This window comes from Polymorphospora sp. NPDC051019, from assembly GCF_040683055.1.
Classification (GTDB): Bacteria; Actinomycetota; Actinomycetes; order Mycobacteriales; family Micromonosporaceae; genus Polymorphospora; species Polymorphospora lycopeni.
Genome location: NZ_JBFBCH010000010.1, coordinates 1 through 13,346, shown reverse-complemented (window position 1 = coordinate 13,346; position 13,346 = coordinate 1). Strand labels below are relative to the sequence as shown.

13 protein-coding genes and 1 pseudogene are annotated in these 13,346 nt (G+C 68.8%); 11 read left to right on the top strand and 3 right to left on the bottom strand.

The window, feature by feature from the left end:
* Positions 1 to 33: 33 nt before the first annotated feature.
* Entirely contained in the window at positions 34 to 1,878 is a 1,845-nt protein-coding gene (locus tag AB0M79_RS18910; protein ID WP_364215017.1) for a long-chain fatty acid--CoA ligase, read from the bottom strand.
* 323 nt (positions 1,879 to 2,201) lie between these two features.
* Here AB0M79_RS18910 and AB0M79_RS18905 point away from each other — a divergent pair, with 323 nt between their 5' ends.
* The gene (locus tag AB0M79_RS18905; RefSeq protein ID WP_364215582.1) at positions 2,202 to 2,432 is read left to right on the top strand and encodes a hypothetical protein; all 231 of its coding nucleotides are present in this window, start codon (positions 2,202 to 2,204) and stop codon (positions 2,430 to 2,432) included.
* A 274-nt stretch (positions 2,433 to 2,706) separates the two neighbouring features.
* Here the strand turns inward: AB0M79_RS18905 and AB0M79_RS18900 are convergent, their stop codons facing one another.
* The gene (locus AB0M79_RS18900) at positions 2,707 to 3,729 is read right to left on the bottom strand and encodes a methyltransferase (protein WP_364215014.1); all 1,023 of its coding nucleotides are present in this window, start codon (positions 3,727 to 3,729) and stop codon (positions 2,707 to 2,709) included.
* Positions 3,730 to 3,956: 227 nt separating this feature from the next.
* Between AB0M79_RS18900 and AB0M79_RS18895 the strand changes: the two genes are divergently transcribed.
* The 4 genes from AB0M79_RS18895 (at position 3,957) to AB0M79_RS18880 (ending at position 8,317) form a co-directional block, all read left to right on the top strand.
* Complete coding sequence (locus AB0M79_RS18895) at positions 3,957 to 5,225, top strand: beta-ketoacyl-[acyl-carrier-protein] synthase family protein (protein ID WP_364215011.1); 1,269 nt, start codon at positions 3,957 to 3,959, stop codon at positions 5,223 to 5,225.
* Positions 5,226 to 5,306: 81 nt separating this feature from the next.
* Positions 5,307 to 6,338 carry an amidohydrolase family protein gene (locus AB0M79_RS18890; protein ID WP_364215008.1) on the top strand — a complete coding sequence of 344 codons (1,032 nt, stop codon included), beginning with the start codon at positions 5,307 to 5,309 and terminating at the stop codon, positions 6,336 to 6,338.
* Positions 6,335 to 7,825 carry a DUF6851 domain-containing protein gene (locus AB0M79_RS18885; RefSeq protein ID WP_364215005.1) on the top strand — a complete coding sequence of 497 codons (1,491 nt, stop codon included), beginning with the start codon at positions 6,335 to 6,337 and terminating at the stop codon, positions 7,823 to 7,825. Before AB0M79_RS18890 ends, AB0M79_RS18885 begins: the two co-directional genes overlap by 4 nt.
* 303 nt (positions 7,826 to 8,128) lie before the next feature.
* Positions 8,129 to 8,317, top strand: a complete 189-nt coding sequence (locus AB0M79_RS18880) for a beta-galactosidase (RefSeq protein ID WP_364215002.1) — start codon at positions 8,129 to 8,131, stop codon at positions 8,315 to 8,317.
* 137 nt (positions 8,318 to 8,454) lie between these two features.
* Here AB0M79_RS18880 and AB0M79_RS18875 read toward each other — a convergent pair whose 3' ends face one another.
* Positions 8,455 to 9,522: a UDP-N-acetylglucosamine--LPS N-acetylglucosamine transferase gene (locus tag AB0M79_RS18875; protein ID WP_364214999.1), complete on the bottom strand. Its 1,068-nt coding sequence runs from the start codon at positions 9,520 to 9,522 to the stop codon at positions 8,455 to 8,457.
* A 324-nt stretch (positions 9,523 to 9,846) separates the two neighbouring features.
* Here AB0M79_RS18875 and AB0M79_RS18870 point away from each other — a divergent pair, with 324 nt between their 5' ends.
* The 6 genes and pseudogenes from AB0M79_RS18870 (at position 9,847) to AB0M79_RS18845 (ending at position 13,159) form a co-directional block, all read left to right on the top strand.
* Entirely contained in the window at positions 9,847 to 10,083 is a 237-nt protein-coding gene (locus tag AB0M79_RS18870; protein WP_364214996.1) for a hypothetical protein, read from the top strand.
* Positions 10,076 to 10,549, top strand: a complete 474-nt coding sequence (locus AB0M79_RS18865) for a Clp protease N-terminal domain-containing protein (RefSeq protein ID WP_364214993.1) — start codon at positions 10,076 to 10,078, stop codon at positions 10,547 to 10,549. Before AB0M79_RS18870 ends, AB0M79_RS18865 begins: the two co-directional genes overlap by 8 nt.
* Before the next feature lie 68 nt (positions 10,550 to 10,617).
* Positions 10,618 to 11,589 (top strand): ATP-binding cassette domain-containing protein, encoded by a 972-nt coding sequence (locus tag AB0M79_RS18860; RefSeq protein ID WP_364214989.1) that lies wholly within the window; start codon positions 10,618 to 10,620, stop codon positions 11,587 to 11,589.
* Positions 11,586 to 12,386 (top strand): ABC transporter permease, encoded by an 801-nt coding sequence (locus AB0M79_RS18855; protein ID WP_364214986.1) that lies wholly within the window; start codon positions 11,586 to 11,588, stop codon positions 12,384 to 12,386. Before AB0M79_RS18860 ends, AB0M79_RS18855 begins: the two co-directional genes overlap by 4 nt.
* A gap of 72 nt (positions 12,387 to 12,458) precedes the next feature.
* Positions 12,459 to 12,584, top strand: a pseudogene (locus AB0M79_RS18850) (FAD-dependent monooxygenase); the annotation flags it as partial.
* Between the two features lie 65 nt (positions 12,585 to 12,649).
* Entirely contained in the window at positions 12,650 to 13,159 is a 510-nt protein-coding gene (locus AB0M79_RS18845) for an ATP-binding protein (RefSeq protein ID WP_364215579.1), read from the top strand.
* The last annotated feature ends 187 nt before the right edge of the window (positions 13,160 to 13,346 follow it).

The window sequence follows — 13,346 nt, the reverse complement described above, 5'->3', positions numbered from 1 at the left end:
ACCCGTGTCTCCTCTCGGTCACCCCACCGACGGTCAGTGGCCGTGGTAGAGGGCGTCGATGTCGGTGCTGTGGTGCGCTTCGATCACATCACGTTTGATCTTCAGGGTGGCGGTGATCTCCCCGTCGGTCTCGGTGAAGTCCCGGGGCAGGGTCCGGAAGGTCTTGACCTGCTCCGCCCTCGATAGCGTTTCGTTGGCTTGGTCGATGGCGGACTGGACTTCGCTGCGCAGCCGTGGATCGTCGCGCATCGTGGCGACGGAGGCGTCCGGTCGGCCGTGCGCGGAGCGCCAGCGTAGCCATGCGTGTGGGTCGATGGTGACCAGTGCGGCCACGTGGGGGCGGCCGGTGCCGACGAGCATGCACTGGCTGATCAGCGGATGAGCGCGGACGGCGTCCTCGATCGGCGCGGGGGCGATGTTCTTGCCGGCCGCGGTGACGATGATCTCCTTCTTCCGGCCGGTGAGCCGCAGGAACCCGTCGCGGTCGAGATCGCCGAGATCACCGGTGTGCAGCCACCCGTCCGTAGTGAAGGTTGCCTGGTTGGCGTCCGGGTTGTTCCAGTAGCCGGGGAAGATGACGTCGCCGTGGGCGAGGATCTCGCCGTCGTCGGCGATGCGGATGTCCACCCCGGGCAGGGGGCGGCCGACCGTGCCGATCCGCTGCGCTGAGGGAAGGTTCGCCGTCAACGCGGGCGAGGTCTCGGTCAGGCCGTACCCCTCCAGCACCACGATCCCGGCGCCGCGGAAGAAGTGTCCCAGCCGCTCGCCGAGCGGCGCTCCGCCGACGATCGCCATGCGGCACCGCCCACCCAGTGCCGCCCGCAGCTTCCGGTACGCCAGCAGGTCGCATCCGGCCCGGGCGAGCCGCAGCAGCCCGCCCGGTCCGCCCGGCCCGCCCGGCTTGTCGAGGGCGCGGCTGTAGCGCACCGCCACCCGGTCGGCGGCGGCGAACAGCCGCCCGCGGCGGCTGTCGTTGGCCTTCTGGCGGGCCTGGGCGTGCAGCTTCTCGAAGACCCGCGGCACCGCCAGGATGAAGGTGGGCCGGTACTTGCGTAGTTGCTCCATCACCCCGGACGTGTCGGCGCTGTGCACCATCGTGGCCCGGGTCTGCACGATCCCTACCTGGATCAGCCGGGCGAACGCATGCGCCAGCGGTAGGAACAGCACCGTCGACGCCCGCGGGTGCAGCAGCTCCGGCAGCACCGCGACGGCGCTGGTCACGTCGCAGTGGATGTTGCGGTGGGTCAGCACGCAACCCTTGGGGCGGCCGGTCGTGCCGCTGGTGTACACGATCGTGGCCACGTCACCGCCGGTCACCCGCGCACGACGGTCGTCGACCTGCGCATCGTCGACCGTACGACCCTGCCTGGCCAGGGCGATCAGGTCACCCGATTCGATCTGCCACACCTCACGCAGGGCTGGTAGGTCCGGCCGCAGCCCTGCGACCACCTCGGCGTGCGCGGGTGTCTCCACGACGCAGCCCACAGCCGCGGAGTCCGAGAGGATCCACGCCACCTGATCAGAACTGGCGGTGTCGTAGATCGGTACGGTCACCGCCCCGATCGCCCACAGGGCGTAGTCGACCAGGGTCCACTCGTACCGGGTGCGGCTCAGCAGTGCGACCCGGTCACCGTGCCGCACCCCCGCGGCTAGGAACCCGCGAGCGATGCTGAGGACGTCGTCGCGGAACTGCTCGCACGTCACCGACAGGTCGCCGCCGTCCCGTACCTGCTGCCGCGCCGGCCACGCCCGCGACACCGGGGCGGGCCGTACGAACTGCACGGCTGACGGAGCCTCCACGGCATTGATCCACACCCGCTCCGCCAGGCCCGGCGTCACCGTTTCAAGGTCCATCGATGCGACAGTGCCGCCCTGCACGTTCACCTCCGCTACCCGTACTGCAACGCCGATCGCGCTGGGACGACCGCTTGCTACCCATCCTTGCGCCGCAACGCGGGCCGCAGCGGCCGAATCGGCGGAAGGGTGTGCACGGGTACGGCTGATCGGATGGCAAGCCAGGTCCGCACCTCACCATCTGGGACGAGCTCTGAACGTTCGCCGTACCCCACGGTTCGCAACGCCGCCAGTTGCGCCTGCGCGCCTCCTACCCTCCGCCCCGGTGGGTGGGAGGCGTGAAGGCGGTGGCGAGGGGTAAGCGCTGGTTCGACGGATCAGCGACAGGGAGGTGTGCCGTGGCCACGATGGTTCGGGAACTGACGAGCCCGGTGAAGGACAAGAACTACGACTTGATCCACGCACTGCAGATGTCACTGCAGCACATTTGGCAGCTCGAGACGTACATCGCCGACGCCGACGGCGACGGCGACACGGAACTCGCCGACTGGTTCCGGCGGATCCAGGACAACAACCGCAAGGCGGGCGAGCAGGGCAAGAAAATGCTTATGCAGCGCCTCCAGCAGGAGAAGGGCTGAGGTCGGGTGGCGCGGGCCGAGTGGTACCACCTGACGCCGTCCCGCCCGCACCAGCCGTATCCCTCTGCGGGCGAGCGCCCGGCGGATTACGGAGGCCGAGAAGAGCCAGGACGGGGAGCAGATGGTACGCGTCTCCGGCCCGGACAAGCCGTACCCCCCGGAAGGGGCTGACGACGTTTGGCGCCGCCATCCGCAACCTGAACATCACTGCCCGTAAACAACGCGCAGGTTCAAGAACCAGCTAAGGCCGGCCGCTGCTCGGTTGGGCTGGCGCTCACCGTCGGGCGGAGGCCGCCGCTTCGACGACGGAGACAGGAATCCCCGGCACGTCGACGATGCCGGAGAGGTGCAGGCCGGCCGTCTCCAGCAACTCCGCGAACTGTTCTTCCGTGCGTTCGCGGCCAGGCAGTGCGGCCATCATCACCAGGTCCAGCGCCTTCGCCTGGTGGGGCTGATTTCCCGCCGGTACGACTGAATCGATGATCAGGATCCGGCCTCCGGTGGTCATCGCCCGGCGGCAGTTCGTCAGGATCCGTACACAGGTCGTGTCGTCCCAGTCGTGGATGATCCGTTTGAGCAGGTGCACGTCGCCGCTCGGGACCTCATCGAGAAAGTCTCCGGCAGCGAGCCGCCAGCGGCCGGCGAGGGTTTCGTCCTCGCCCAGACGGTGGCCGGCGAGGACGTGTTCCTGGTCGAAGAGCACGCCTCGTGTGCTCGGGTTGGCGCGCAGGACCTCCCTCAGTAAGCCGCCGTGGCCACCTGCCACGTCCACGACGGTGGCGTGCGGTGGAACGGCACAGGCGAGCGCGGCCGGACGCTCTTCGACAGCGGAGAAGGCGGCCATGCCCACATGGAATCCGGCGATGGCATCAGGGTCACGAGCGTAGTACTCGAACAACGGCATACCGAAGATGCGGTCGAACGAGGAGGTGCCCGAGCGTACGCTTTCAGTCAATTCCCCGACGGACCGCCACAACGCCGGATCGGTCAACATGAGGACTGCCGCGCGTACCGAGTTCGGCGCCGATACACATAGTGCAGAGGCCCGGCCGGTCAATTTGAACAGGCCCGCCTCGTCCTCGGCGAATACGCCCTTTGTGGCCAGCAGTCGGAGCACACGGTGAAGGCGGTCTGGCGGAGTTCGTGTCAGGGACGCGAGTTCGTCGACCGACCGCGGGCCGTCGCGCAGGTGGTCGGCGACCCCGACGAGGGCGGCCGTGCGTAACGCGGCCGGGTACACGTAACCGAGCGCCTCATCGATGATGAAGGCCACATCTTCGTTTTCCGTCTCCGTCATGGCCCAACTCCTCGAGGAATACCTGGCTCTCGAGCCTAGGCGCCGGACGGCCGACCGAATTCCTGTCGTTCCGTGGGACGGAACGCCACATTCCGCTGGACGCCTGCTTTTCCTACTCTGACTATCGATCTTTTCGAATAGTTGGCCCGGACATGGGCCACGCGGCAGGCGACAGGACCTGACGCCGGAAGGCCGTGTCCGCCGCCGGGGACGGAAAAGAGTGGCAGATGGTTCGCAGGCGCGTGGTGGTGACCGGACTAGGTTTGGTGACCCCGGTGGGAAGCACCGTTGACGATTTCTGGGCCAATCTGATGGCCGGCCGCAGCGGGGTCGGGCCGACCACGCGGTTCGACACCTCGCGCTGCCCGGTGAAGACGTCGGCGGAGATCACCGACTTCGACCCGCAGGCGTACGGGATCTCGACGCGTGACATCCGGGTGCTGGACCGGTACCAGCGGTACGTCCTGGCCGCCGCCGAGATGGCGGTACGGGACGCGTCGCTCGATCTACCCAGGAACGAGATCGTCTCGCGGCGGAAGTCCGGCCGCCGGTTCGAGCAGTTTGGAGCCGGCATCGGGGTCGCGTTCTCCAGCGCCGAGGTGCTGGAGCAACAGTTCCGCGGCCTGGCCGAGCAGGGGTCCCGGGGCGTGTCCCCCCGACTGTTCAACATGACCCTGCCGAATTCGGCGACCTCCCTGCTCTCCATCCGGCACGGGCTGCGCGGTCCGTTGATGACGGTCAGCGGCGCGTCCGCCTCGGGAGCGGAGTCCATCATCATGGCGTACGAGCGGATCCGGTACGGCCGGGCGCTGGTGATGCTGGCCGGGGGAGCGGAGTCCCCGGTCACGGAGTTGGTGGTCGCCGGATTCGCCCAGAACCGCACCGGCTCGCGCACCGGGACATGCCGGCCGTTCGACCGCAACCGGGACGGGACAGTCCTGGGCGAGGGCGCCGGCGTGCTGATCCTTGAGGAGCGGGACCACGCGATCCGCCGGGGTGCGCGGGTCTACGGAGAGGTGCTCGGCCACGGCCAGCGGGGGGACGCCTTCGACATGAGCGACATCCCGCCCGGCGACGCCCCCGGGATGAGCGCCTGTCTGATCGAGGCCCTCGCGGATGCCGGCGTCGCGCCCACCGACATCGGCTATGTCAACGTCCATGGGACGGCGACCAGGGGGAACGACCCGGCTGAGGCCACCGCGCTGCGGAAGGTGTTCGGTACCCATGTCGACCAGGTGCGGGTCAGCGGCATCAAGGGCAGCACCGGCCACATGCTCGGCGGGTCCGGGGCGGTGGAGCTGATCACCGCGCTGCTCGCGAGCTGTCGCGACGAGGTCCCGCCCAGTCACGGCTTGCGCGATGTGGATCCGGACTGCGTGCTGCACCACGTCATCGGGGTGGGCGAGCGGACCCTGGTGTCCGCGGCGATCTCCACCAGCGTCGGGATGGGCGGCAACAATTCGGCGATCGTGGTCTGCGGGAGCGCGCCGTCGTAGCCGCATCCGGTGCGGTCGGGAGAGGACCTGCGGCGCGGTGAGGACCCGAACCGCCGGAAGGACCGGTAAGGAGGAGCAGCCTTGCGCGACCCGCGATTGATCGACATGCACGGGCACTGCCTACCGGCGGAGTACCTACGGGCCGCCGGGCGGGCCGGAATGAGAACCTTCGACGGGGGAATGCCGATTCCGCGCTGGAATCTGGGCCTCGCCGTGGAGTTCATGGACAGGCGGAACATCGCCGTGCAGGTGCTGTCGGTGTCGTCCCCACCGGTTCACCTGCTGGTCGGAACCCGTGGCGCGGCTCGCCTCGCCCGCCGGGTCAACGAGGCGGTCGCCGGTCTCGTCGCGACTCGGCCGGGCCGGTTCCGCGCCGTCGCGGCGCTTCCCCTGCCCGATCTGCGTGCCGCGGTAGAGGAGGTCCAGCACGCCGTTGATGTGCTTGGCTTCGTCGGCGTCACCCTCTTCACCAACTACGCCGGCCGCTACCTTGGTGATCCGTTCTTCGAGCCGCTGCTGGCCGTCCTGAACGAGCGGGACGTCCTGGTCCTGCTCCACCCCACCTCACCGGTCGCCGCCGACCGTACGCGGCTCGGCCGGCCGTCTCCCGTCATCGAGTTCCCGTTGGACACGACCCGCACGGTCGTCGACATGATCTATGCCGGGGTGTTGCTACGCCATCCACGCCTACGGATCGTGGTGCCACACGCCGGAGCGGCGCTGCCCGCCCTTTCCTGGCGGATTGCGAGGTTCGCCGCTGACCTGCCGATGCCAGGACGGTCCGGGACGATCACCCCAGATGCGGTCGTCAGCCAGCTACGCAGCCTCTACTTCGATGTCGCGTTGAGCGGCAACGACCAGGCTCTGTCCCCGTTGCTGGCCCTTGTCGACCACCGACGGATCGTCTTCGGCAGCGACTTCCCGTTCGCGCCCGAACGCGTCGTCGCTGACGTCGTCGACGGGTTCGCCACCTCCGGGTTGCTTACCCGCGACCAGAGTCGCGGCATCGCCCACGACAACGCAGAGACCCTGCTGGATCCGGGCGATCACCAGGGCGAAGCGCCAGCGGCGCGCCCGGAGAAGCCGCCAGTCGCGAGGAAGGAAAAGACATGAGTGTACGAAGTGCCACCACCCGGGTCCTCGCCGCCGTAACCATCCTGTTCTTGCTTCCGACGTCCGGCGCGGCGCGAGAACCGCAGACCAGTGCATTCGATCTTGACAACGGGAACGCGGCCATCGAGATAGTCATTCCGGCGGCGACCGGCCCGTTGCTCTCGACGCTGAACCCGGGCGACGCGTCCCTCATCCTGCGGATCACGACACTGACCAACAACGCGTGGTTCGATGCGATCGCCCCCTACCACCCGATGGCGGTCGGTGTCTCGTCGCGACTCGGCCGCCGGCCGGCCGCCGAACGCGCGACGAACCGGCAACGCAACATCGCGATCCTCTACGCGAGCTTCCACATGTTCATGAACCTGCTGCCGCAGTTTCGGGAGGAGTGGCGGGCCATGCTCCGGTCGGCGGGCCTGGACCCGGACGACCGCAACCGGGATCTGGCCAGCCCGGTCGGGATCGGCACCAGGGCGGCGGAGGCGGTCATCGCCAGCCGGATCCACGACGGGATGAACCAACTCGGCGACGAGGGCGGCCGGCGGTACCATCGGCAGCCGTACGCGGATTATCTCGGCTACCGGCCCGTCAACACCGCCGAGGTGCTGCGCGACCCGTCGCGCTGGCAGCCGGACCTCGTCACCAGCGGCAACGGGGTCTTCCGGGCTCAGAAGTTCGTCACCCCGCAGTACGGCGTCACACGGCCGTACTCCTTCCGTAGCCCGTCGCAGTTCCACGTGCCTGCGCCCCGCAACAGCGACGCGGCCCGGAATCCCAGCGGCTACCGGCGCCAGGCTGAGGAGGTGCTGCGGGCGTCGGCCAATCTCACCGACGTGCAGAAGCTCTCCGCCGAGCACTTCAACAACAAGCTCCAGTCGCTGCCCACCACCGTGATCCATCTGGCCGAGACCCGGCAGTACACATTGGACGAATTTATCTTCCACGAGTTCCTGACGAATCTCGCCGCCTTCGACGCGGGGATCGTCGTCTGGCACTTCAAGCGCCGCTACGACGCGGTCCGGCCGTTCAGTGCGATCCACTACCTCTACGGCGACCGGTACGTGAGAGCGTGGGGTGGGCCGGGACGGGGTACCGTCAATGACATCCGCGGCGCCGAATGGCGCAGTTACCTCGACACCGCCGACCATCCGGAGTACCCGTCCGGATCGGCCGCGTTCTGTGCGGCCCATGCAGAGGCCAGCCGGAGGTTCACGGGCACGGACGCGCTCGGCCAGTCGGTCACCGTCGCGAGCGGCGCGTCCGTTGTGGAGCCCGACGTCACCCCGCGTTCCGACACCACCCTTGGCCCGTGGCCCACCTGGACCCAGTGGGCACGGGATTGTGGGCTGAGCCGGGTCTGGGGTGGGGTGCACTTCCAGGATGCCGTGACCGAGGGCGCCGCGCTCGGCGCCCGGGTCGGCGAGTACGCGTTCCGCTTCCTTTCCGGGCACATCCAGGGCCGGCCACCGGCGCCCGTAGCCGGTTGACCACGATGCCGGAGGACCGTACGTCGCCCGCAGGCACGGGCCTTCCCTCGCTCCCCACCTCCGCCGATCTACGAATCTTCGGATTAGTGCGACGATGTGCGCGGAGGCATGGGACGGCTCGTGCCCTGGGTCGATGGTCTGAGCTACGGCGGGACTACAACCCCGAGTAGGTCTGGGCGCAGGACGTGACGCTGATGCGCGAGGCCGGGGTCAACCCGGTCACCGTCACCGTCGCCGTCTTCGGCTGAGCCTGGCCGGAACCCGCGCTTGGCCGGTTACGCCTTTGACAAGCTTGACCGGATCGTGGACGGACTGCACGCCGGTGGCGTCCGGGTCGGCCTCGCCATCGCCAGCGCGTCCTCACCCCCGTGGTTCTCCCACGCCCACCCGGAGAGCCTGCCGGATGTCTGGAAGATGCTGGTCGTGCTGGGCAGAGCATGCCAGCGGGAACCGGGCTTGGCCCAGCAGATCCCGTTGACGATCTGCCGGTGATCTCACAGCGGTTCATCCCGCACGGGCTGTGTGGCCCGCTCATGATTCGTCAGGTCGCACCCATCGCAGTGCCGGGTCCAACGCGCCAAACCGAAGATCCGCGAGATGGAACCTAGGCGGGTTCCCATCCGACATCGTCACCGTTTTCGGGTTGATACGCCTCTACCGGACCGGATCGCTTCCGCGATCACTGCGGTCATGTCGGTGTCGGGCATCCGTACCTCTTGGGTGGCGGCAGCACCGTGCTCGAAGATCGCCGTCAACACAGGTCCGAGGCGCTTCGCCGGGTCGACGTACGTGGTGAGCCCGGACTTGCGTAGTGCTGCCGCGTTCGCTCTGCCGTGGCCGGGCAGCGGCCGGTAGGTGACGGTGGGCAGGCCGGCCGCGATCGACTCCAGGCAGGTCAGTCCGTCGGCGTTTTCGATGACGATGTCCACCGCGCGCATCAACGTGGGCATGTCGTCGACCCAGCCGAGGACATGCCCGGGGAAGCCGAGCGGGCGGCGGTGGAGGGATTCGTTGCGGTCGCACAGCACGACCGGCAGCGCGCAGCCGGTGGCAATTATGTCCGCGTCGGTACGTCGTACGTCGCCGACGCCCCAGGCGCCGGCGACGATCAACGCGAGCCGGCCGTGTTCCGGTAGCCCGAACCGTTGTCGGGCACGCTCGCGGCTGAGGTGCGACGGTGCGCCGAACCGTTGGGAGATGAGTGGACGTACGATCCGGACGTCGTCGATCCCGGCCGCGCTGTAGTGGCTGAGGACCTGGTCGTTGACGACGCAGTAGGTATCCACGCCCGGGCAACGCCAGGTCGGGTGGGCCACGAAGTCCGTCACGTAGGTGACCACCGGCGCGGCGATGCTTTCTTGCAGGCGCAGCGGGCCGAACAGTTGGTTCACCAGCGGGAAGGTCGTCACGACGACCCCGGTGTCGTCCGGTAACCGGACCCGTGGCCACGCCGGTCGCAGCGCGGTGCGGATCAACCTGACCGACGACGCCGACCGGCCGGTCGCGGCGAACAGTGCCTGGTAACTCCAGGACGCCCACCGCAGCATCGTCCGGTAGGCCTCCCGCACCGCGCCGTGCACCGGTCTGGAAAGCATCGCCAGGAAGTTCAGCCGGTCGACGGGGACGCCTTGCGCCGTCAATCGTCCCGCGAGTTCGGCGGCAGCGGCGTCGTGCCCGGCGCCTATGTCGCCCGACACGATCACCACGCGGCGGCCGGCGCCGTCGCCTCCGACACGCCCGTGACCAGGCATGTCGTACACCACGTCCCTGGACGCAACCCGCCGCCGCGCCCATCCGACGGCCGCGAGCGGTGCTCGTCGGGACCACCGCAGGCGTTGTGGCCGCCCGGCTCGCGACTATGCCACCCGACGCGCAGCGGCTCGCGTTGGCCGACGCGAAACCGAACCCAGCGGGGACTGGCTGGGTCGACTGGTGCAAGGTGCCATGCCGAACTTGGGAGGGACGCCCGCCCATAAGAAACGTGAGTTGACAACCGTCGAGAAGCAACCTAGGTTTCTTATATGGCTGTACAGCAGACATCCCCGACCGGGGGAGTAGCAGACGAGCTGGCCGCCGTGCTGGCCCTGCGCGAGCTCGCCGACCGACTAGAGGACGCGGCGGTGGAGCGAGCGATGAGACAGGGATGGTCCTGGGGGCAGGTCGCCGAAGCGCTGGGCGTGACCAGGCAGGCCGTGAACAAGAAGCACCTACGGCGCCTGGCCGCCGCGGGCATCCAGTTGAGGAGGAGATATGGCTGAGCAGAAGCTGAACAAGTCGCTGAGCCGCGTGCTCGAGCGCGCGATCGGTGAGGCGAGCGCCCGCCGCGCGCCGGCGGTCGAGGCCGAGCACCTGCTCCTCGCCTTGGCGTCGGACGAGACCCTCGCGGCGAGTCGGGTGCTGATCGAGACAGGTCTGGATCGCGAGAGCGTGGCGGCCGCGCTCGACCGCGAGCGAGCCGAGAGCCTGTCCGCGATCGGGATCGGCCCTTTGGACGAGGAGCTGTTCGCGGCGACACCGCGGCAGAACCGGCCCACCTGGGGCACGTCCACGAAGGAGGCGATCCACCGCGGTCGGGCAACCGGCGGCCAAGACGGTCGCCGCCGACCAGCCGAGACCGAACTGCTACTCGGCATCCTAACCGCCGATCTCGGAACGGTGCCACGCGCTCTCGCCCTGGCCGGCGTCGACCGTGGTGACCTTCTCGACCGCGTCAGACGCGCCTGATCCGAAAGAGGAACCTCGTGACTGACGCACTCGCGCCTGCACCACCTACCTCCCGCACTGAGTGGGCGGTGCAAGCACACCAGCTGACCAAGACCTTCGGCGACCATCGCGCCGTCGACGGACTCGACCTGGACATCCGCGCCGGCTCCATCTACGGACTGCTCGGACCCAACGGATCGGGCAAGACCACCACCGTCCGGATGCTCGCGACGCTGTCGGCACCCGACAGCGGCAGCGCCCGGATCTTCGGCCACGACGTGGTCGCCGACGCGCATCTGGTCCGCCAGCTCATCGCCGTGACCGGACAGTACGCCTCGGTCGACGAGAGGCTCAGCGCCACCGAGAACCTCGTCATCTTCGCCCGGCTGCTCGGACTCACCCGCGCCGCCGCGCGCCGTCGCGCCGCGGAACTGCTGGAGGAGTTCGACCTGACCGAGGCCGCCGGGCGTGCGCTGAGCACGTTCTCCGGCGGGATGCGCCGCCGCCTCGACCTGGCCGCCAGCCTCATCGTCCGCCCGCCGCTGATCTTCCTCGACGAGCCCACCACCGGCCTCGATCCTCGCAACCGCACCCGGATGTGGGCGATCATCCGCCGACTCGTCGAGCAGGGCTCCACCGTCCTGCTCACCACCCAATACCTCGAGGAGGCCGACCAGCTCGCCGACCGCATCATGGTCATCGAACAGGGCCGAGCCATCGCCGACGACACCCCCGACCAGCTCAAAGCCTCCGTCGGACGCTCGGTCCTCATCCTGCGGCCCCAGGACCGTGCCGCCCTCGACGGCGTCCGCCAGCGAGCCGAGGCCCTGCTCGGCACTCGGGCCACCATCTCACCCGAAGCAGGACGAGTCAGCGTGCCCTTGGCCGACCCCGGCACCGTCACCGACCTGCTCAACGACCTGCGCCGCAACGGGCTACGACTATCCGAGCTGAGCGTGCAGAAGCCAACCCTCGACGAGGTCTTCCTCACCCTGACCGGCCACGCCGCCGAACCCCACGACCGGACCGCGCACACCACGACACAGGACAGCACCCCATGACCACCACCATCACCCCGGGTCTGCGGCGAACCCCCAGCCCCGCACAGACTCTCCGGAACACCCTAACTATGGCCTACCGCGGGCTGCTCACCATCAAACGCACCCCAGAGCAGTTCCTCGACGTCGTCGCCCAACCGATCCTGTTCACCATCCTGTTCACGTTCCTGTTCGGCGGAGCCATCGCCGGCGACACCACCAGCTACCTGACCTTCCTGATCCCCGGCATCCTCGTCCAGAGCATCATCACCGCCGCCGTGGCCACCGGCGCCGGTCTGCGCGAGGACATGAACTCCGGCGTGTTCGACCGCTTCCACACACTTCCCATCGCACGCATCGCTCCGCTCGCCGGAGCACTACTCATCGACACGCTGCGCTACACCATCACCGCAATCACCACCTTCCTGGCCGGACTCGCCCTCGGTTACCGGCCCGACGGCGGTCTCAGTGCGATGGTCGGTGCAGCCCTCCTGGTGATCGGATGCGCCTGGGCGCTGAGCTGGGTATTCGCCTTCCTCGGCATCATCTCGCGCACCCCCGAAGCCCTTCAGGGCATCGCCACCTTCGTCCTCTACCCCCTCACCCTCCTGTCTGGCGCCTTCGTGCCCATCGACACCATGCCCGACTGGCTCCAGACAGCCGCCCACCTCAATCCCCTCACCTACCTCGTCAGCGCCGCCCGAGAACTCCTCAACACCGGCGTGATCGGCACCGACTTCGTACTGTCGATCCTCGCCGCCATGGCCATCGTCATCGTCTTCGCGCCGCTGTCCGTCCGTGCCTACAAGCGCAACACCTGACACGTGGAGATCTCGTGCTCAGCGCCGGCGCCTGCGACTCTCCAACTGGTGTCCGCGAAGAAGGGACAACCAATGACCGCCGTGCGTGAGGTCCTCATTTCTGGCGCTGGCATCGCCGGACCCGCACTCGCCTACTGGCTACACGAGCACGGGATACGTGCCACGATCGTCGAGCAAGCCCCGGTCCCGCGTTCCGGTGCGTGCGGTGTGCGGCGCTGGCCGGTGAGCCGGTGAGCCGGTGAGCGGTGACGGTTTCCGCGCTGATGTGGGCGCCGACCCTGCCGAGCCCCGTCGCCCGAAGCCGAGGCCCGTTCCCGCCCCGCAGGTGCCGCCCGAACCGCCGGAGGTTGGGGGAGACGATCAGGTGCAGGTGGGCTGGGTGCGCCTGCCCGGCCGGCTGCTGCTGCGGCAACCGTCACCGCGGCCACCGTCGTCCCCCTGCGCCACGCTTTGACCGCCCGTCTGGCCGCAGCCGGGTTGACCGTGACGCCGCGTTCGATTTCGTCGTGGCCGTACACGAACTGGTCACCAACGCGGTACTCCACCACGGCGGTGGCCACGGCCGGCTCGAACTGAGCCTGCAGGACCGCACCCTGATCTGCTCGATCAGCGACCACGGTTCCGGTGTGAGCGGCCTGCCCGCCGGGCCGCCGCCAAACGACCGGCCCGGAGGCCGCGGCCTCTACCTGGCCCGCCAGCTGACCGGAGCGTTGCTGATCGACCAGCGCGGTGACGGCGTCACCGCCACCGTCGAGCTACCGGCCGCCGCCTGAACTCGCCGCGCCGGGTGCGCATCGACGTCCGCCCCCACCACCGCCGCTGCACCGTCCGGCCGTCGATGCGCTCCTGAGGGAGCCTCGGCTGCTCCGCCGAGAAAATCTGGTCTCCGGCGGCTAGACATTGTCGGTCGGGTTGGGTAGTGTTGCTTGCGTTGACGACGGAGATCGGTAAAAGACGCCG

What these genes read in the sequence shown, in the direction of transcription:
- AB0M79_RS18905 (WP_364215582.1), top strand. Translation starts at nt 2,202, where the DNA reads ATGGTTCGGGAACTGACGAGCCCGGTGAAGGACAAGAACTACGACTTG.
- AB0M79_RS18900 (WP_364215014.1), bottom strand. Translation starts at nt 3,729, where the DNA reads ATGACGGAGACGGAAAACGAAGATGTGGCCTTCATCATCGATGAGGCG.
- AB0M79_RS18895 (WP_364215011.1), top strand. Translation starts at nt 3,957, where the DNA reads ATGGTTCGCAGGCGCGTGGTGGTGACCGGACTAGGTTTGGTGACCCCG.
- AB0M79_RS18885 (WP_364215005.1), top strand. Translation starts at nt 6,335, where the DNA reads ATGAGTGTACGAAGTGCCACCACCCGGGTCCTCGCCGCCGTAACCATC.
- AB0M79_RS18870 (WP_364214996.1), top strand. Translation starts at nt 9,847, where the DNA reads ATGGCTGTACAGCAGACATCCCCGACCGGGGGAGTAGCAGACGAGCTG.
- AB0M79_RS18865 (WP_364214993.1), top strand. Translation starts at nt 10,076, where the DNA reads ATGGCTGAGCAGAAGCTGAACAAGTCGCTGAGCCGCGTGCTCGAGCGC.
- AB0M79_RS18855 (WP_364214986.1), top strand. Translation starts at nt 11,586, where the DNA reads ATGACCACCACCATCACCCCGGGTCTGCGGCGAACCCCCAGCCCCGCA.
- AB0M79_RS18845 (WP_364215579.1), top strand. Translation starts at nt 12,650, where the DNA reads ATGTGGGCGCCGACCCTGCCGAGCCCCGTCGCCCGAAGCCGAGGCCCG.